The sequence below is a fragment of the Streptomyces sp. BBFR2 genome (genome assembly GCF_044497305.1).
GTDB lineage: Bacteria > Actinomycetota > Actinomycetes > Streptomycetales > Streptomycetaceae > Streptomyces.
The window spans coordinates 3,031,926-3,048,457 of the sequence record NZ_CP172415.1 but is presented as its reverse complement, the minus strand read 5'-3'; the positions used below and the strand labels follow the sequence as shown (position 1 = coordinate 3,048,457).

The window sequence follows — 16,532 nt, the reverse complement described above, 5'->3', positions numbered from 1 at the left end:
ACCACCGCAGGTGGCCGGACGGCCCGGCGGCGTTCATCCCCGGAGAGGAGAAAGGGGGCGCGGGACGGGGCGGGCGTGTGTGTGGGGGCTCGTCCGTACGGCGTAAGGCGCGGGTCGGGGGAAGCACGTAGGCTCGGGCTACCGCACCAATCGTTGTCGTATGGCAGGAGTCACGTCGTGATCCCCGGTGGTCAGCCCAATATGCAGCAGTTGCTGCAGCAGGCCCAGAAGATGCAGCAGGACCTTGCGGCCGCCCAGCAGGAGCTGGCGGAGACGCCCGTCGAGGGGTCGGCGGGCGGCGGCCTCGTCAAGGCGACGGTGACCGGCTCCGGTGAGCTGCAGAGCCTGGTCATCGACCCGAAGGCGGTCGATGTGGACTCCGCGCAGGAGACCGCCGAGACCATCGCCGACCTGGTGCTCGCGGCCGTACGGGACGCGAATGCCAGCGCCCAGCAGCTCCAGCAGAGCAAGCTCGGTCCGCTGGCGCAGGGCCTGGGCGGCGGCGGAATTCCCGGCCTGCCCTTCTGAGGGCCCGGGGCCGACCGCGGTCTCCCCTTTCCGGCGGTGGCCAACTAGCGTACTGAGCAGGGCAGAAGAGAGAGAAGACGTTCCGTGTACGAAGGCGTGGTTCAGGATCTGATCGACGAGCTGGGCAGGCTGCCCGGCGTCGGTCCCAAGAGCGCGCAGCGGATCGCCTTCCACGTTCTGCAGGCCGAGCCGACCGATGTCCGCCGGCTCGCGAACGCGCTGATGGAGGTCAAGGCGAAGGTCCGGTTCTGCAGCGTGTGCGGCAACGTCGCGCAGGAGGAGCAGTGCCGGGTCTGCCTGGACCCGCGCCGGGATCCGGCGGTCATCTGCGTCGTGGAGGAGCCCAAGGACGTCGTGGCGATCGAGCGGACGCGGGAGTTCCGCGGCCGGTACCACGTACTCGGCGGGGCGATCAGCCCGATCGAGGGCGTCGGGCCGGACGACCTGCGGATCCGGGAGTTGCTGGCCAGGCTCGCCGACGGCACCGTCACCGAGCTGATTCTGGCCACCGACCCGAATCTGGAGGGAGAGGCCACCGCCACGTATCTGGCGCGCATGATCAAGCCCATGGGGCTGAAGGTGACGCGACTGGCGAGCGGACTGCCGGTCGGGGGCGACCTGGAGTATGCCGACGAGGTCACGCTCGGGCGGGCCTTCGAAGGGAGGAGACTTCTCGATGTCTGATGCCACGCTGCACAACGCGACGCAGAATCCCGACGACTTCGCCGTATCGATCTCCGACTCGATCGAGAGCTTCATCGTCGCGGTGACGGAGGTCGCCAAGGGCGACGAACCGGACAGCGCGGTGCCGTTCCTGCTGCTGGAGATCTCCCAGTTGCTGCTGACCGGCGGACGCCTCGGCGCCCACGAGGACATCGTCCCGGACGAGCGCTACGAACCGGACAGCGGCCCGGAGCCGGACGCCGACGAGCTGCGCGAGCAGTTCGCCCGCCTCCTCGACCCGGTCGATGTGTACTCCGAGGTCTTCGACCCGTACGTGCCGCGCAGTGAGCCGGTGGCCTGCCGGATCTCCGACGACCTCGCGGACCTCGTCACCGATCTGCGGCACGGGCTCGCGCACTACCGGGCGGGCCGGGTCAGCGAGGCGCTGTGGTGGTGGCAGTTCTCCTACCTCACCAACTGGGGTCCGACCGCGTCGGCGGCGCTGCGCGCACTGCAGTCGCTGGTCGCCCACGTCCGGCTGGATCAGCCGCTGGACGCGCTCGACGGGCTGGACACCGACAGCGACGCGGGCGGCGATGAGGAGCGGCTCGCCGAGGAGGCGGGCAAGGTCATGGCGGCGGAGATCGCCGGGCCGCTGGGGATCCGCCGGTCCTGACGCGGCGACGCCCGGCCGTCGCGTACGGGCCGGGCGAAGCGGTGGCGGCTCCTCGGGCGGCGTGGTGCGTGGCCGGTGGGCGGGGCGGTGCCCGAGGGGTTCGCGGGGCGTTTCCGGGGTGGCGGGAACCGTACGCGGTGCGGCCGTGGCGGTGTGTGACCTGGCTTACGTTCCCGTGTGCTCCGTGCCGGAGCGGGCATGTGCTGGCCGAGCGGGCGCGACGGGGCGCCGCGCGGAGCCGCCGTGGGACACGTGATCGTCGGTGTACGGGAATGACCGATGATTGAGCGTTGTGTCTCACCATGCGGCATCAGCGAGGCGGTTTCCGCCTGCTCGTTAAACTGAGTCGACCGCAGTACCCCCATTTCCGGGGGTCCGGGAGGAAACTCCCGAAGAGACAGTTGCGAGGAGCGCACGTGGGCCTTGTCGTGCAGAAGTACGGCGGCTCATCCGTTGCGGATGCCGAGGGCATCAAGCGCGTTGCCAAGCGAGTCGTCGAGGCCAAGAAGAACGGCAACCAGGTTGTCGTGGTGGTTTCGGCGATGGGCGACACGACGGACGAGCTGATCGATCTCGCTCAGGAAGTGTCCCCGATTCCATCGGGGCGCGAGTTCGACATGCTGCTGACCGCCGGAGAGCGGATCTCCATGGCGCTGCTGGCGATGGCGATCAAAAACCTCGGTCATGAAGCGCAGTCCTTCACCGGCAGCCAGGCCGGTGTGATCACCGACTCCGTGCACAACAAGGCGCGGATCATCGATGTCACGCCCGGCCGTATCCAGACCTCCGTCGACGAGGGCAACATCGCCATCGTCGCCGGATTCCAGGGCGTCTCGCAGGACAAGAAGGACATCACGACGCTGGGTCGTGGTGGCTCGGACACCACCGCGGTCGCGCTGGCCGCCGCGCTGAACGCCGATGTCTGCGAGATCTACACCGACGTCGACGGCGTCTTCACCGCCGACCCCCGGGTCGTCAAGAAGGCCCGGAAGATCGACTGGATCTCCTTCGAGGACATGCTGGAGCTGGCCAGCTCCGGATCCAAGGTGCTGCTGCACCGCTGCGTCGAGTACGCACGCCGTTACAACATCCCGATCCACGTCCGCTCCTCGTTCTCGGGGCTCAAGGGCACGTGGGTCAGCAACGAACCGCAAGGGGACCAGCCGATGGAGCAGGCAATCATCTCGGGCGTCGCACATGACACCTCCGAGGCGAAGGTCACGGTCGTCGGTGTGCCGGACAAGCCGGGTGAGGCCGCGCGCATCTTCCGCGCCATCGCGGACTCCGAGGTCAACATCGACATGGTCGTCCAGAACGTCTCGGCCGCCTCGACCGGACTGACGGACATCTCCTTCACGCTCCCCAAGGCGGAGGGCCGCAAGGCCGTCGCCGCCCTGGAGAAGACCCGCGCGGCGGTCGGCTTCGACTCGCTCCGCTACGACGACCAGATCGCCAAGATCTCCCTGGTCGGCGCGGGTATGAAGACCAACCCGGGCGTCACCGCGACGTTCTTCGAGGCGCTGTCGAACGCCGGGGTGAACATCGAGCTGATCTCGACCTCCGAGATCCGCATCTCGGTCGTCACCCGTGCCGACGACGTCAACGAGGCGGTGCGCGCCGTGCACACCGCCTTCGGGCTCGACACGGACAGCGACGAGGCCGTGGTCTACGGCGGCACCGGACGCTGACCTTCCGTACGACGGACCGGGCGGTCCGCTTCCCGCGTGCTGCGGGGGCGGGCCGCCCGCTCGCGTGTACGGGACGGCCGGCTCCGTGGCGGGGTGGCGGGCGGCTTTCGGCCGCCGGGGGCGGGTTCCGGAATTCGGGTGTCGCGGCGTCGATCCGCTGCGACATACTTTGTGAAACGTGTGAAGTTTCTGTGACCGATCCGGCGGCTCGGGTGGTCCGTGGCTGGTCGGAGGCGCCGCGGGCCACCCGGCCGGGACGCCCCCGACCGCGGGGGAACCGGCGATCGGGAACGGAGCGTCTTGGGTGCTACCCCGCGGGGCGGCGAGGGCGGACGTGACACCCGGGACGGACGGTGCCGGACGGTCGCGACGGACCGGCGCAGCCCCACGGCAGGCGATACCGGAGTGGACACGTCAGGGCGGACGGGGCACCGAGGAAGAGTTGGGGCGCAATGAGGGCAGACACCGCGGCACCGGCGACGGCACCGCACGCGTACGACCCCGAGAGCGCACCCCGCCCGGACGGCGCGCACCGCGCCCACGGCTCCGGCGGCCCGTACGGCAGCGATGAGACCCACAACCCCGAGGACGCGTACAACCCTCACGGGGGGCGGCGTGTCCAACAGACGTGGCAGAGGTTCTCGCATTCACGATCGCCCCGGCGGGCGCAGCGGGCGCGGCAGTGCGTCCGCCGCACGCCCGTGGCGCCGGGGGCATGCCGGTGATCGCGCCCTGGCCCACCACCCGGCCCGGCCAGCTCCCCACCCAGCGCGGGGAGAGCGACCGGCGCGGCGACACCGACGACACGGCGGCCGCCGGCACCACCGTCGACCATCTCACCGAGACCTACCGCGCCCACTACCGCTCCCTGCTCGGTCTCGCCGCGCTGCTCCTCGACGACACCGCGTCCTGCGAGGACGTCGTCCAGGAGGCGTTCATCCGCGTGCACTCGGCCCGCAACCGCGTCCGCGAACCGGAGAAGACCCTCGCCTACCTGCGGCAGACCGTCGTCAACCTCTCCCGCTCCGCGCTGCGCCGCCGCATCCTCGGCCTGAAGCTGCTCTCCAAGCCGATGCCGGACATGGCCAGCGCCGAGGAAGGCGCCTACGACCTGCTCGAACGCGATGAGCTGATCCGGGCGATGCGCGGGCTCCAGCGCCGCCAGCGTGAGGTGCTGGTGCTGCGCTACTTCGCCGACATGACCGAGGCGCAGGTCGCCGAGACGCTGGGCATATCGCTCGGTTCGGTCAAGGCGTACGGCTCACGGGGTATCGCGGCGCTCCGCGTCGCGATGGAGGCACCGGCATGAACGGCGACACCGTCGACCCGGCCCGCGCACACTCCGGGGCGGGCGACCCCGGCGGCCCGGGCGGTGCCGGAGATTTCCTGACTTACGGAAGTGACGGCGGCGACAGGAGCGGTCCCGGGCCGTCGTCCGGCGGCCCCGGCTGGGCCCATGCGGCCCGCACCGGTGACGACGCGGCCGGGGCACCGGGGACCGCCGGTGCCGGCACCGGACCCGGCGGCACCGGCCCCGGAAGCGCGGGCTCCGGCGGGCCGGACGCGGACCCCGGCGACGGCTTCGGCGGCGAGGACGCACTGCGACGCCTGCTGCACTCCTCCGTCGGCGACCTGGAACCGGCGCCGGACGCCCTCGACCACCTCCGGCACGCCGTACCCGCCCGCCGCCGGCGCCGCCGGCACGCCGTCGTCGGCGCGGCCGCGGCCCTGCTGCTCGGCGGCACCTCCATCCCGGCGATGGTGCAGGTCGCCCACCTCGACGACGCCCCCGGCGACCGGCCCGTGAACGCCGCGGGCAACCGGGGGACCGGCCCCGCCGACGGCGCCCCGGACGGCGACCCCGTACACCCCGGACAGCAGCCCTCCGGCACCGGTGGGGGCACCGGCGGCACCGGACGTCCCGACGGCGGCCACGGCCGGCCCGCGACATCCCACCGCCCCGGGGACGGCCCCGGCGCGGGCAGCCCCGACCCGTACGAAACGATGGACGTCACCTCCCCGGCCTGCGGACGCGACCAGCTCGGCAAGGGCACCGGCAGTGTCACCCCCGCCGACGCCAAGGGCCGCGTCTACGGCGCCTTCCGCGTCGTCAACACCTCCGCCACCGCCTGCTCCGTCGACGGCGGCGGCACCGTGGACGTCACCCCGCAGGGCTCAGCCGACGCCGCCCGCATCCACGTCGTCGACCACACCAGCGGCGACGAGGCGACCGGACTGCCCGACCCCGCCACCGCCCCCGACCAGCTCGTTCTCAAGCCCGGCCAGGCGTACGAGGTCAAGTTCGCGTGGATACCGGCGTCCGGCGGCTGCGCCGGGACACCGCCCTCGCCGACGCCCTCCCCGTCCAGCCCCGCGGCCGGTTCACCCGCCGCGGCGGACGGCAACGAGGGCACGGGCGGCGGCCAGGGCGGCACCACCCCCGGCGGCAACGGCGGCGGCTCGGGCGGCGACGGCGCCGCACCCGGCGCCATCGTCCTCAGCCACACCCCGGAAGCGGGCGAACCGGCCGCCGCCGACACCACCCTCACCGACGCCTGCGCCGGGACGGTCTACCGGACCGGGATCCTGAACGAGAAGTAGCGGCCGGGCCGATACGGGGCAAGGCTGCTCCCGGGCCCGTAGGGGCCGGCCCCTACGGGCGGTCCTGTAGGAACTCCCCGTAGGGGCGGCCCGCCAGGTCTCGCGGGGGCCTCCCGTACGGGGCCTTCCGCGGGGAAGGCGGAACCCCGTGAAGGGACGCCGGGCGGGCCACGTACCGTTGACGGCGTGTACCGGTTCCTGCTGACCCCGCGGTGGTGGGGGATCAACGTCTTCGCCGTACTGGCGATCCCCTTCTGCATCTTCATGGGGAGCTGGCAGCTCGGCCGCTTCGAGGACCGCGTCGACTCACACCGGCAGCAGGCGGACCGGACCGCCGCGGCCGAAACGGCCGTCGCCCGGCCCCTCGCCGACCTCCTCCCCGTCGACCAGGTCACCTCCGGCCGCCAGGCCCGCGCCCGCGGCACGTACGACGCCGGGCACCAACTGCTCGTCCCGGACCGCACCCTCGACCGCAAAGCGGGCAGCCGCCCCGGCTTCTACGTCCTGACGCCGCTGCGCACCGACGACGGCAAGGCCCTCCCGGTCGTCCGCGGCTGGCTCCCCGGCGACGCGGACAACCCCGCCGACACCGCCAAGGTGCCCGCACCGCCCACCGGCGAGGTGACCGTCACCGGCGCCCTCCAGGCGTCCGAGAACATCGACACCAGCGGCGTCCAGGCCGGCGGCGGCCTCCCCAAGGGCCAGCTCGGCATGATCAGCGCCGCCTCGCTGGTCAACATCGTGCCGTACCCGGTCCACGACGCCTGGATCACTCTCGGCGACAGCACCGCACCCCTCAAGGCCGTACCGCCGGCCGCCGCGGAAGGCAGCGGACTGGACCTCAAGGCGTTCCAGAACCTCGGCTACACCGGCGAATGGTTCGTCTTCGCCGGCTTCGTCGTCTTCATGTGGTTCCGGCTCTTCCGCCGCGAGGCGGAGGCGGCCAGGGACCTGGAGCTGGGGATCGGGGAGGGGGCGGGGGAGGTGGCTTAGGGGGCTTCCCCCCTCCCCTCCCCTCCCCTCCCACCCCTCCACCCACCCCACACTCGCGCGTGACCGCGTGACCGCGTGACCGCGTGACCGCGTGACCGCGTGACCGCGTGACCGCGTGACCGCGTGACCGCGTGACCGCGTGACCGCGTGACCGCGTGACCGCCTCACGCCCGAGACAGCCCCCCCGCAGAACTGACGGACGGCCCCCCCGCAGAGCCGACACCAGCCCACCCCGGCCCGCCTCACGCCCCCACCGGCCCCTGGCAGTCCGTGCCGGCATCACCGGACCACGGGCACGGACCGCCGGGGAAACCCACTCAGGCCCGGCCCAAGCTTGCTCTTCTCGCCCCGGGCCGGACTGCCCCCATCAGCTCAGTTGCTGCCTCCTCCTTCTTCCCCCTCCCCTGCCTTCTCCTTCAGGTACCGCAGGGCGAAGTCCAGTTCCAGGCGGACCTGCTTGATGCGTTCCTCGACGACGAGGGAGCCGTGGCCCGCGTCGTAGCGGTAGACCTCGTGCGGGTGGGCACGCCGTTCCAGGCGTTCGACGTAGTTCTCCACCTGTTGGATGGGGCAGCGGGGGTCGTTGACGCCCGCGGAGATGTAGACGGGGGCGCGTACCGCGTCGACGTAGGTGAGCGGGGAGGACGCCTCGAAGCGTTCGGGGACCTCTTCCGGGGTGCCGCCGAGGAGGGTGCGGTCCATCGCCTTGAGGGCTTCCATCTCGTCGTGGTAGGCGGTGACGTAGTCCGCGACGGGGACGGCGGCGAGGCCGAGGGCCCAGGCGTCGGGCTGGGTGCCGAGGCCGAGCAGGGTGAGGTAGCCGCCCCAGGAGCCGCCGGAGAGGATCAGCCGGTCCGGGTCGGCCAGGCCCGAGGAGACGGCCCATTCGCGGACCGCGGCGATGTCCTCCAGCTCGATCAGCCCGACGCGGTGCTTGAGCGCGTCCGTCCAGGCACGGCCGTAGCCCGTCGAGCCGCGGTAGTTGACGCGGACGACCGCGAAGCCGTGGTCGACCCAGGCGGCGGGGGCGGAGGCGAACGCGTCGCTGTCGTGCCAGGTGGGGCCGCCGTGGATGTCGAAGACGGTGGGGAACGGGCCGTCGCCTGCGGGCTGCTGGACCAGGGCGTGGATCGTGCCGCCGGGCCCCTCCACCCAGGCGTCGGTCACCGCGACCGAGGCGGGGGCCTTCCGGCCGGGCGGGTCGAGGACGACCGCGCCGCTGGTCGAGCGGACCTCCGGGGGCCGGGCGGCCGACGACCACAGGAATTCCACGGCGCCGTCGGGCCGGGCGGTCGCGCCCGACACCGTGCCCGCCGGGGTGTCCACCCGCGTCAGTCCGCCACCGGTCCGGCCGTCCGCGCCGAGGTCGTAGCGCCACAGCTCGCTGCGGGCCTGGTACTCGTGCTCGATCAGCAGGGCCGAGCCGTCCGGGTACCAGTCGGCGCCCACATCGCCGGGGAGGTCGATGTCGAGGGCGGTCTCGACGCCGGTCAGCGGGTCCCAGATCATCGGCTCCCACCGGCCGCGCCGCTGGTGGCCGACGAGCAGCCGGGGGTCGCCGTCGACCGGCGCGAAGCCCATCACGGACAGCCCCAGCTCCTCGGTGCCGCCCTTGGTGTCGTCCAGCTCGGCGACGGCCGAGCCGTCCGGGCGGACGACGCGGATCGCCGAGTGCATCGCGTCACCGTGCTCGGTGTGCTCGATCGCGATCAGCGCACCGTCGTGGGAGTAGTCGCCGACGCCCGCCGACTCCTGGTGGCGGTAGATCTCCACCGGCGCGGCGCCGGGCCGGACGACGTGGATCGTCGAGCCCTCCTCGTCCGTGGAGCGGCCGATGACGGCGGAACCGTCCCGCCCGAGGGCGAGCCCGGCGGGGTAGGAGGGGGCGAGGCCGGGTGCGGCCGGTTCGTCGGCGCCGCCGCCGAACGGCTGGCGCATCCACACCCCGAACTCATCGCCGTCGGTGTCCGAGAACCACCAGATCCACTCGCCGTCCGGCGTCAGCGTGCCGTCCGTGGTGCCGTTCGGCCGGTCGGTGGCCTGACGCTGACTGCCCGAGGCGCGGTCCCACGCGTACAGCTCGAAGGTGCCGGTCGCGTTGGAGACGAACAGGGAGCGGTCCGGGGCGTCCTGCGCCCAGTCCGGCAGGGAGACCCGCGGGGCGCGGAACCGCTGCTCCCACTCCGGCACGCCGTCGGCGGTGGCCGCCGGGGAGTGCGGCAGCGGGGAACTCAGCGGGTCGGCCGGGGTGGCGCCGGTGTCAGTGGTCTCGTCAGTCATGGCCCCATTCTGCGCCCGGCCGCGGAAATCATGGTGGCGGGCGTCCACGCCTGTGGATAACTTCGTCGGCATGCGAAGACACACCGGCCCCGACGACTGGCGCGAGGCCAACCGCGCGAGGTGGGACGAGCGGGTCCCCCTCCACCTGGAGAGCGACTACTACGACCACGAGGGGTTCCGGACCGGCCGGGACACGATCCGCGCCTTCGAGGCGGCGGAGGTCGGCGACGTCACCGGCCGCTCCCTGCTGCACCTCCAGTGCCACTTCGGGCAGGACACCCTCTCGTGGCTGCACCGCGGCGCCTCCCACGTCGTCGGCCTGGACTTCTCCGAGCCCGCCGTCGAAGCGGCCCGTGACACCGCCGCAGGTCTCGGCCACGACACCGACCGTGCCTCGTTCGTCACCGCCGACGTCTACGACGCGGCGGAGGCGGTCCCCGACTCCTCCTACGACATCGTCTACACCGGCATCGGCGCGCTCAACTGGCTGCCCGACGTGGAGCGTTGGGCCGAGACGGCCGCCTCCCTCGTGGCGCCCGGCGGCTTCCTCTACCTCGCCGAGTTCCACCCGCTGTGCGACGCGCTGGACGACTCCACGGGCTCCCACATCACCCACGACTACTTCAGCCGCGACGCATGGGTGGAGGAAACCCCCGGTACGTACACGGACTTCGGTGCCCCGACGGTCCACAACCGCGCCGTGGAATGGCAGCACCCGATCGGTGACGTGGTCAGCGCGGTCGCCGCGACCGGGCTGCGGATCGAGTTCCTCCATGAGCACGACATGACGATGTTCCAGCGGTTCGGCGCGCTGCAACGCGGCGACGACGGCTTCTACCGTCTCCCCGCCGACCGTCCCCGCATCCCGCTCATGTACTCCCTCAAGGCCACCCGGCCCGTCTGACGGGTCACGGGGTGAGGGGCGCCCCGGGGGTTCCGGGAGCGCCCCTCGCGGGGAGCGGCTATCCGGTCACCCGGGCCAGCGCGAAGCCGTCGTAGCCCTTGGGGCCGACCGTCTGGATCGCGGTCGCCGACAGCTTCGGGTGCTCGGCCATCATCTCCAGGCAGCGGCGGGTTCCCTGGATGGCGGGCTCGGCGGAGCCGGCGTCGGCGACCTTTCCGGCACGTACGACGTTGTCGCAGATGATCAGGGAGCCGGGGCGGGTGAGCCGCAGCGACCACTCCAGGTAGTGCGGGTTGTTGGGCTTGTCCGCGTCGATGAAGACCAGGTCGAACGGCTCGGCGCCCTCTTCCGCCAGCGCGGCCAGTGAATCGAGGGCCGGGCCCACACGGACCTCGGCCACCTCGGACAGACCCGCCCGGTCGAGGTTGGCGCGCGCCACCCCGGCATGCTTGGCGTCCGCCTCCAGGCTGATCAGCCGACCGCCGTCGGGGAGGGCGCGGGCCAGCCAGATGGTGCTGTAGCCGCCGAGGGTGCCCAGTTCGAGGATCCGGTGCGCACCCTGGGTCTGCGCGAGGAGGTGCAGCAGCTTGCCCTCGGTGGGGGAGACGGCGATCTCGGGCAGTCCGGCGGCTGCGCTGTCCCGCAGCGCCGCGTCGAGGGCGTCGTCGGGCGGGGTGAGCAGGGAGGTGAAGTAGTCGTCGACGGCGTTCCACTGGTGCTCGGACACAATGATCCCTTCACACTTCTAATTAGCTTCGCTAAGGAAGGTACAGGGTGCGGGCCACGGTGTCAGGGGGATTACCCGGTACGGGCACGGACCCCGCCACCCGCCCGGACGCCCGTCTCCGGAGCGCCTACGGGACGGCCCGGCCCGCCGCGACCGGCTCCGCGCCGTCCCCTGCGGGCTCCGCCGGCGCCGCGTCGGCCCGCTCGCCCCACAGCAGCCGCAGTGCCACGGTGACCAGCGCCGCCAGGGCGAACGCGCCGCCGGTCCACGGGAGCGCGCGGGTGCCGAGCGCCGCCAGCGACCAACCGCCGACCGTCGTCCCCACCGTGATGCCCAGATTGGAGAACGACACGAAGAGGCTGTTGCCGAACTCCGGCGCCTGCCGCGTATCGCGCCCCAGCCAGCTCTGGCACACGATCAGCCCACCGGAGTGCACCACCGCCCAGACCGGAACCAGCGCCACCACCGCGGGCAGGTGCGCACCCAGCGCGAACAGTGCCGCGAAGACCGCCAGACACAGGACGGGGAAGACGAGCGCGGTGCGGCGCACCCCGCGCCGTAGCAGCGCCGCGAAGGCGAAGTTCCCGAAGATCATCACCACGCCGAACACCAGCAGCATCGCGCTGATCCAGGAACCGTCCATACCGGTGACGCGCCCCAGGTACGCGGCGAAGTACCCGTAGACGGAGAACAGCGACGCGAAGACGAGGACGACGGAGCCGAGCGTCAGCCACGTCCGCCCCCGCCGCAACACGCCCAACTGGTCCCCGTACGACAGCCGTTCGCCCACCGGCATCGCGGGCAGGCAGCGTACGAGGGCCACCAGCCCGAGCAGGTTGACGGCGGCGCCGAACCAGAACGCGGCCGGGAGCGAGAAGTGGCTCGCCAGGTAGGACGTCAGCGGCACCCCGAAGGCGAAGCCCACGGTGACGCCCGCGAAGACCCGCGCCGTCGCCCGCGCCGGTTCGGCCGCTCCCCCGAGCCGTGCCGCGGTCGCCAGCGCGACGGAGAAGAAGACCGGATGGAGCAGCGCCGGGACGATCCGGAAGGCGAGCGTGAGCCCGAAGTGCGTACTGAGCGCGTAGACGGCGTTCGAGACGGCGAAGACGCCCATGGTGACCGCCAGCACCACCCGTCGGTCCACCGCCGACGACGCCAGCGTCATGAACGGCCCGGACACCGCCACGACCAGCGCGAACGCGCCGACGAGCAGCCCCGCGGCCGAAGCGCTGACGCCCAGCGCGGCCGCCATCTCCGGCAGGACGCCGACGATCCCCATCTCCGTGGTGATGATGCTGAACACCCCCAGCGCGAGCGCCGGAAGCGCCATCGCCTCTCTCCTCATCTCCGATTCCCTCTCGTTCAGGACCCTCAAGGGTCGCATCTATATATCGCGTTTTCTAGATATGTTTGCCCGCGCGGAGGCGCGGAGGTGGGAAGTGCGGGGGTCGCGCGGGGTGAAGCCGCCGCGTGCGGGGCCGGGGGTCTTACGGGTCGCTTCGGGCCCGGTGGATCGCGACCCGGCAGGTCACAGGGTGTCGCGCACGTGGGTCGCGAACGCCTCGATGGTGCGCTCGTTGCGGCGGTAGTACGTCCACTTGCCGATCCGCTCGGACTCCAGCAGTCCCGCGTCCCGCAGGGTCTGCAGATAGCCGGAGACCACGGACTGCGACAGGCCCGACCGGGCCTGGATGTCACCGACGCACACCCCGATGTGGAAGCCGAGGCCCTGCCGGCGGTAGGTGTCCTCGTCGAAGTGCGCGGCCGGATCCTTCAGCCACTCCAGGAACCGCAGCCGCGCCGGGTTGGCCAGCGCCTTGTAGATCGCCAAGGGGTCCATGGCGCCGCTCCTTCCGCTCCGGCCGGTGCGTCCACCACGGACGCGTCGCATCTACTTTTTGCGATGCGACGGCGAATGTCAAATACGGAGGGTGAATCGGAGATGTCCGGTCGGCGGGCCCGGGGCGGCGCCCGCGGGGAGGCGGGCCCGGCCGTGCGAATTGCTGACGTGACGTCAAATCGCTTCCCTGGTTAGCAGAAAAGAGAGCGGGCCGGGCGTTTTTCCGTATGGCTGGCGCACTCTGCGCAGGGGGTCCGAAAACGTTCGGACCTCGGGTTAAACATCGCGCTGGGTGATGTCACCGCATCGAGGTAACAGTGGCGCTTTTATTTGCGTGGACGGGGCGCCCTGACTCTTTACTGGTCCCCGGGAGTCGGACGGAATTCTGAAATCCGTCCGCTTTCCCCAATTCCCCCGCGCCCCACCCTCTTTCCTCTTCTCCCGGTTGGCCCGCGTACCCCGAACACCCCTTGCGAAGGAGCGCTCTCCAGATGACCGTCGAGACCGGCCCGGAAGCCCAGCCGGCCCCCTCCCCGCAGACCAGCCTGAGCACCGCGGCTGCCCGCAATCTCGCCACCACGACCAAGTCCGCCCCGCAGATGCAGGAGATCACCTCCCGCTGGCTGCTGCGGATGCTCCCCTGGGTCGAGGCGAAGGGCGGCGCCTACCGGGTGAACCGCCGGCTGACCTACACCGTCGGCGACGGATACATCGAGTTCGTCCAGGACGGCGCCGGTGTCCGGGTGATCCCCCGTGAACTGAGCGAACTCGCCCTGCTGCGCGGCTTCGACGACGACGAGGTGCTGAAGGCCCTCGCCGACCGCTGCGTCCAGCGCGACTTCCGCGCCGGAGAGGTGCTGGCCGAGCGCGGCACCCCCGCCGAGCGCATCCACCTCGTCGCCCACGGCCGGATCAGCCAGACCACCGAGGGCAAGTACGGTTCCGACGTCCCCGTCAACATCGTCGCCGACGGCGGGCACTTCGGTGAGCAGGCCCTCATGGACGGCGAGGCCACCTGGGACGCCACCGCCACCGCGGAGACCGCCGGTACGCTCCTGACCCTCTCCCGCGCCGACTTCGACGCGGTGGCGGCCAACTCACCGGCCCTGCAGGCCCACATCGAGAAGGTCCGCGCCCTGCCCCACCAGCGGCAGAACCGCCACGGCGAGGCCGAGATCGCGATGTCGGCGGGCCACACCGGCGAGCCCGAACTCCCCGGCACCTTCGTCGACTACGAGCTGAAGCCCCGCGAGTACGAACTCTCCGTCGCGCAGACGGTCCTGCGGGTCCACACCAGGGTCGCCGACCTCTACAACGGCCCGATGAACCAGACCGAGGAACAGCTCCGGCTCACCATCGAGGCGCTGCGCGAGCGCCAGGAGCACGAGCTGATCAACAACCGCGAGTTCGGTCTGCTGCACAACGCCGCCTTCAAGCAGCGCATCCAGAGCCACTCCGGTCTGCCCACCCCGGACGACCTCGACGACCTGCTCTCCCGCCGCCGCGGCACGAAGTTCTTCTTCGCCCACCCCAAGGCGATCGCCGCGATCGGCCGGGAGTTCAACGCCCGCGGCCTCTACCCGGACCACGTCGACCTCGGCGGCCAGCAGGTCCCGGCCTGGCGCGGCGTCCCGATCCTGCCGTGCAGCAAGATCCCGATCACCAAGGAGAACACCAGCTCCATCCTCGCCATGCGCACCGGCGAGGAGAACCAGGGCGTCATCGGCCTGCGCCAGACCGGCCTGCCGGAGGAGTACGAGCCGGGCCTGTCCGTGCGGTTCATGGGCATCAGCGAGCAGGCGATCATCTCGTACCTGGTCTCCACCTACTACTCCGCCGCCGTGCTGGTGCCCGACGCCCTCGGCGTACTGGAGAACGTACAGATCGCCCACCGGCGCTAGGACGGACGCGCCCCGGGGCGGCGCGCACCGGGGCAGCCCCTCCCCGGGAGGCCGCCCCCGGGTGAGCCGCCCCGAGGCGGCCGTCCGGGGCGGGCCCGCGCACCCGCCCCGGCGCGGGCCCGCCGCGCCCTGCCGTACGGGCGGACCCGCGGGAAGGTGCGGGTCAGAGCCCGGGGGAGTGCCGTACGACGGCCACTGCGGGACGGCCGGCGCCCCCCCCGGCGGCCCCCGGCAGCCGTGACGGCACCGACGCCCCGGCCCGCCCGCCCCGGGCACGCACCCCGCCCGCCCCGGGCACGCACCGCGGCGCCCTCGGGCGCACACCCCGGCGCGAGCGCCCTCCCGGGGCCGGCGCCCGGGGCAGCCCACCACACCTCAGCAAGGAGTTACGGATGTCCGACCCCGGGCCTTCCCCTCTGCCACCGGGACTCCCCGCCGTCGGGGCCCGCACCGGGAGCCGCGGCACCACCGGCCCCGGCACGGGCGCCCGGCCCGCGCTGCCCGGCCCGCCCTCCTTCGCCCGGACCCGCCCCGCGGACGCGCCCGCGGCCCCGGACGGCGCCCGGCCCGCACAGGAGGACACCGTCACGGCACGGCGCTCCGCCATGGCCCGGATCCTGAGCGGCCCCACCGGCCTGGGCACCGCGAGCCTCCACCCGTGCCGCACGGAACCACCGGCCGTACCGGAAGCATCGCCCGCCGTACCCCAAGCGCCCGAAGCCACGGGCGCGCCCGCCGCGGGTACGCCGGTCCCGGGGCTCTACCACCATCCGGTGCCGGAGCCCGACCAGGCGCGCGTCGAAGAGGTCAGCCGGCGGATCAAGCGGTGGGCGGTCGACGAGGTCCAGGCGTTCCCGCCCGAGTGGGAGGACCAGTTCGACGGCTTCTCCGTCGGCCGCTACATGGTCGCCTGCCACCCGGACGCGCCCACCGTCGACCACCTCATGATCGCCACCCGGCTGATGGTCGCCGAGAACGCCGTCGACGACTGCTACTGCGAGGACCACGGCGGCTCACCCATCGGCCTCGGCAGCCGCCTCCTCCTCGCCCACACCGCCCTCGACCCGCTGCACACCACCGGCGAGTACGAACCGGCGTGGCTCGCCTCCCTCGGCTCCGACGCCCCGCGGCGCGCCTACCGCTCCGCCATGGAGTACTTCGTCCGGCAATCCAGCGCCTCCCAGGCCGACCGGTACCGGCACGACATGGCCCGCCTGCACCTCGGCTACCTCGCCGAGGCGGCCTGGTCCCAGGAGGACCACGTCCCGGAGGTGTGGGAATACCTGGCGATGCGTCAGTTCAACAACTTCCGTCCCTGCCCCACCATCACCGACACCGTCGGCGGCTACGAACTCCCCGCCGATCTGCACGCCTTGCCCGCCATGCAACGGGTCATCGCGCTCGCCGGCAACGCCACGACGATCGTCAACGACCTCTACTCGTACACCAAGGAACTCAACAGCCCCGGCCGTCACCTCAATCTCCCTGTGGTGATCGCCGAACGTGAGGGCGTCTCCGAACGGGACGCCTATCTGAAGGCCGTCGAGGTCCACAACGACCTCATGCACGCCTTCGAGTCCGAAGCCGCCGCCCTGGCCGCCGCCTGCCCCGTACCGACCGTGCTCCGCTTCCTGCGCGGGGTCGCCGTATGGGTCGACGGCAACCACTACTGGCATCAGACCAACACCTACCGATACAGCCTGCCCGACTTCTGGTAAGAATTGGATTTTT

Annotated in this window: 14 protein-coding genes; 10 read left to right on the top strand and 4 right to left on the bottom strand. The window is 72.2% G+C overall.

From position 1 onward, the window contains the following. Positions 1-177 precede the first annotated feature (177 nt). From ACGH2B_RS11805 to ACGH2B_RS11775, 7 genes are all read left to right on the top strand, one after another. Positions 178-528: a YbaB/EbfC family nucleoid-associated protein gene (locus ACGH2B_RS11805; RefSeq protein ID WP_399087784.1), complete on the top strand. Its 351-nt coding sequence runs from the start codon at positions 178-180 to the stop codon at positions 526-528. Between the two features lie 84 nt (positions 529-612). Beyond that, entirely contained in the window at positions 613-1,212 is a 600-nt protein-coding gene (gene recR / locus ACGH2B_RS11800) for a recombination mediator RecR (RefSeq protein ID WP_030285547.1), read from the top strand. Continuing rightward, positions 1,205-1,867, top strand: a complete 663-nt coding sequence (locus ACGH2B_RS11795; protein ID WP_399087782.1) for a DUF5063 domain-containing protein — start codon at positions 1,205-1,207, stop codon at positions 1,865-1,867. Before recR ends, ACGH2B_RS11795 begins: the two co-directional genes overlap by 8 nt. Before the next feature lie 416 nt (positions 1,868-2,283). Beyond that, positions 2,284-3,555, top strand: coding sequence for an aspartate kinase (locus ACGH2B_RS11790; RefSeq protein ID WP_391645975.1), 1,272 nt, complete (start codon positions 2,284-2,286; stop codon positions 3,553-3,555). A gap of 628 nt (positions 3,556-4,183) precedes the next feature. Beyond that, on the top strand, positions 4,184-4,864 hold the full coding sequence (locus ACGH2B_RS11785) for a SigE family RNA polymerase sigma factor (RefSeq protein WP_399087780.1): 681 nt from the start codon (positions 4,184-4,186) through the stop codon (positions 4,862-4,864). Continuing rightward, complete coding sequence (locus ACGH2B_RS11780) at positions 4,861-6,156, top strand: hypothetical protein (protein ID WP_399087778.1); 1,296 nt, start codon at positions 4,861-4,863, stop codon at positions 6,154-6,156. Before ACGH2B_RS11785 ends, ACGH2B_RS11780 begins: the two co-directional genes overlap by 4 nt. A gap of 186 nt (positions 6,157-6,342) precedes the next feature. After that, on the top strand, positions 6,343-7,149 hold the full coding sequence (locus ACGH2B_RS11775) for an SURF1 family protein (RefSeq protein ID WP_399087776.1): 807 nt from the start codon (positions 6,343-6,345) through the stop codon (positions 7,147-7,149). A gap of 372 nt (positions 7,150-7,521) precedes the next feature. Here the strand turns inward: ACGH2B_RS11775 and ACGH2B_RS11770 are convergent, their stop codons facing one another. Then, positions 7,522-9,429: a prolyl oligopeptidase family serine peptidase gene (locus tag ACGH2B_RS11770; protein WP_399087774.1), complete on the bottom strand. Its 1,908-nt coding sequence runs from the start codon at positions 9,427-9,429 to the stop codon at positions 7,522-7,524. Between the two features lie 70 nt (positions 9,430-9,499). Here ACGH2B_RS11770 and ACGH2B_RS11765 point away from each other — a divergent pair, with 70 nt between their 5' ends. Further along, on the top strand, positions 9,500-10,333 hold the full coding sequence (locus tag ACGH2B_RS11765) for a class I SAM-dependent methyltransferase (RefSeq protein ID WP_399087772.1): 834 nt from the start codon (positions 9,500-9,502) through the stop codon (positions 10,331-10,333). A 58-nt stretch (positions 10,334-10,391) separates the two neighbouring features. On the opposite strand, the gene ACGH2B_RS11760 is transcribed toward ACGH2B_RS11765, so the two are convergent. The 3 genes from ACGH2B_RS11760 to ACGH2B_RS11750 form a co-directional block, all read right to left on the bottom strand. Further along, on the bottom strand, positions 10,392-11,060 hold the full coding sequence (locus ACGH2B_RS11760; RefSeq protein ID WP_399087770.1) for an O-methyltransferase: 669 nt from the start codon (positions 11,058-11,060) through the stop codon (positions 10,392-10,394). 127 nt (positions 11,061-11,187) lie between these two features. Beyond that, positions 11,188-12,390 carry an MFS transporter gene (locus tag ACGH2B_RS11755; protein ID WP_399087768.1) on the bottom strand — a complete coding sequence of 401 codons (1,203 nt, stop codon included), beginning with the start codon at positions 12,388-12,390 and terminating at the stop codon, positions 11,188-11,190. A 198-nt stretch (positions 12,391-12,588) separates the two neighbouring features. After that, complete coding sequence (locus tag ACGH2B_RS11750) at positions 12,589-12,900, bottom strand: ArsR/SmtB family transcription factor (RefSeq protein ID WP_399087766.1); 312 nt, start codon at positions 12,898-12,900, stop codon at positions 12,589-12,591. Positions 12,901-13,391: 491 nt separating this feature from the next. Here ACGH2B_RS11750 and ACGH2B_RS11745 point away from each other — a divergent pair, with 491 nt between their 5' ends. Together ACGH2B_RS11745 and ACGH2B_RS11740 are read left to right on the top strand one after the other, a co-directional pair. After that, a complete protein-coding gene (locus tag ACGH2B_RS11745) occupies positions 13,392-14,801 on the top strand; it encodes a family 2B encapsulin nanocompartment shell protein (RefSeq protein ID WP_399087764.1) in 1,410 nt (469 codons plus the stop codon). Positions 14,802-15,193: 392 nt separating this feature from the next. Continuing rightward, the gene (locus ACGH2B_RS11740; protein WP_399087762.1) at positions 15,194-16,519 is read left to right on the top strand and encodes a family 2 encapsulin nanocompartment cargo protein terpene cyclase; all 1,326 of its coding nucleotides are present in this window, start codon (positions 15,194-15,196) and stop codon (positions 16,517-16,519) included. Positions 16,520-16,532 lie beyond the last annotated feature (13 nt).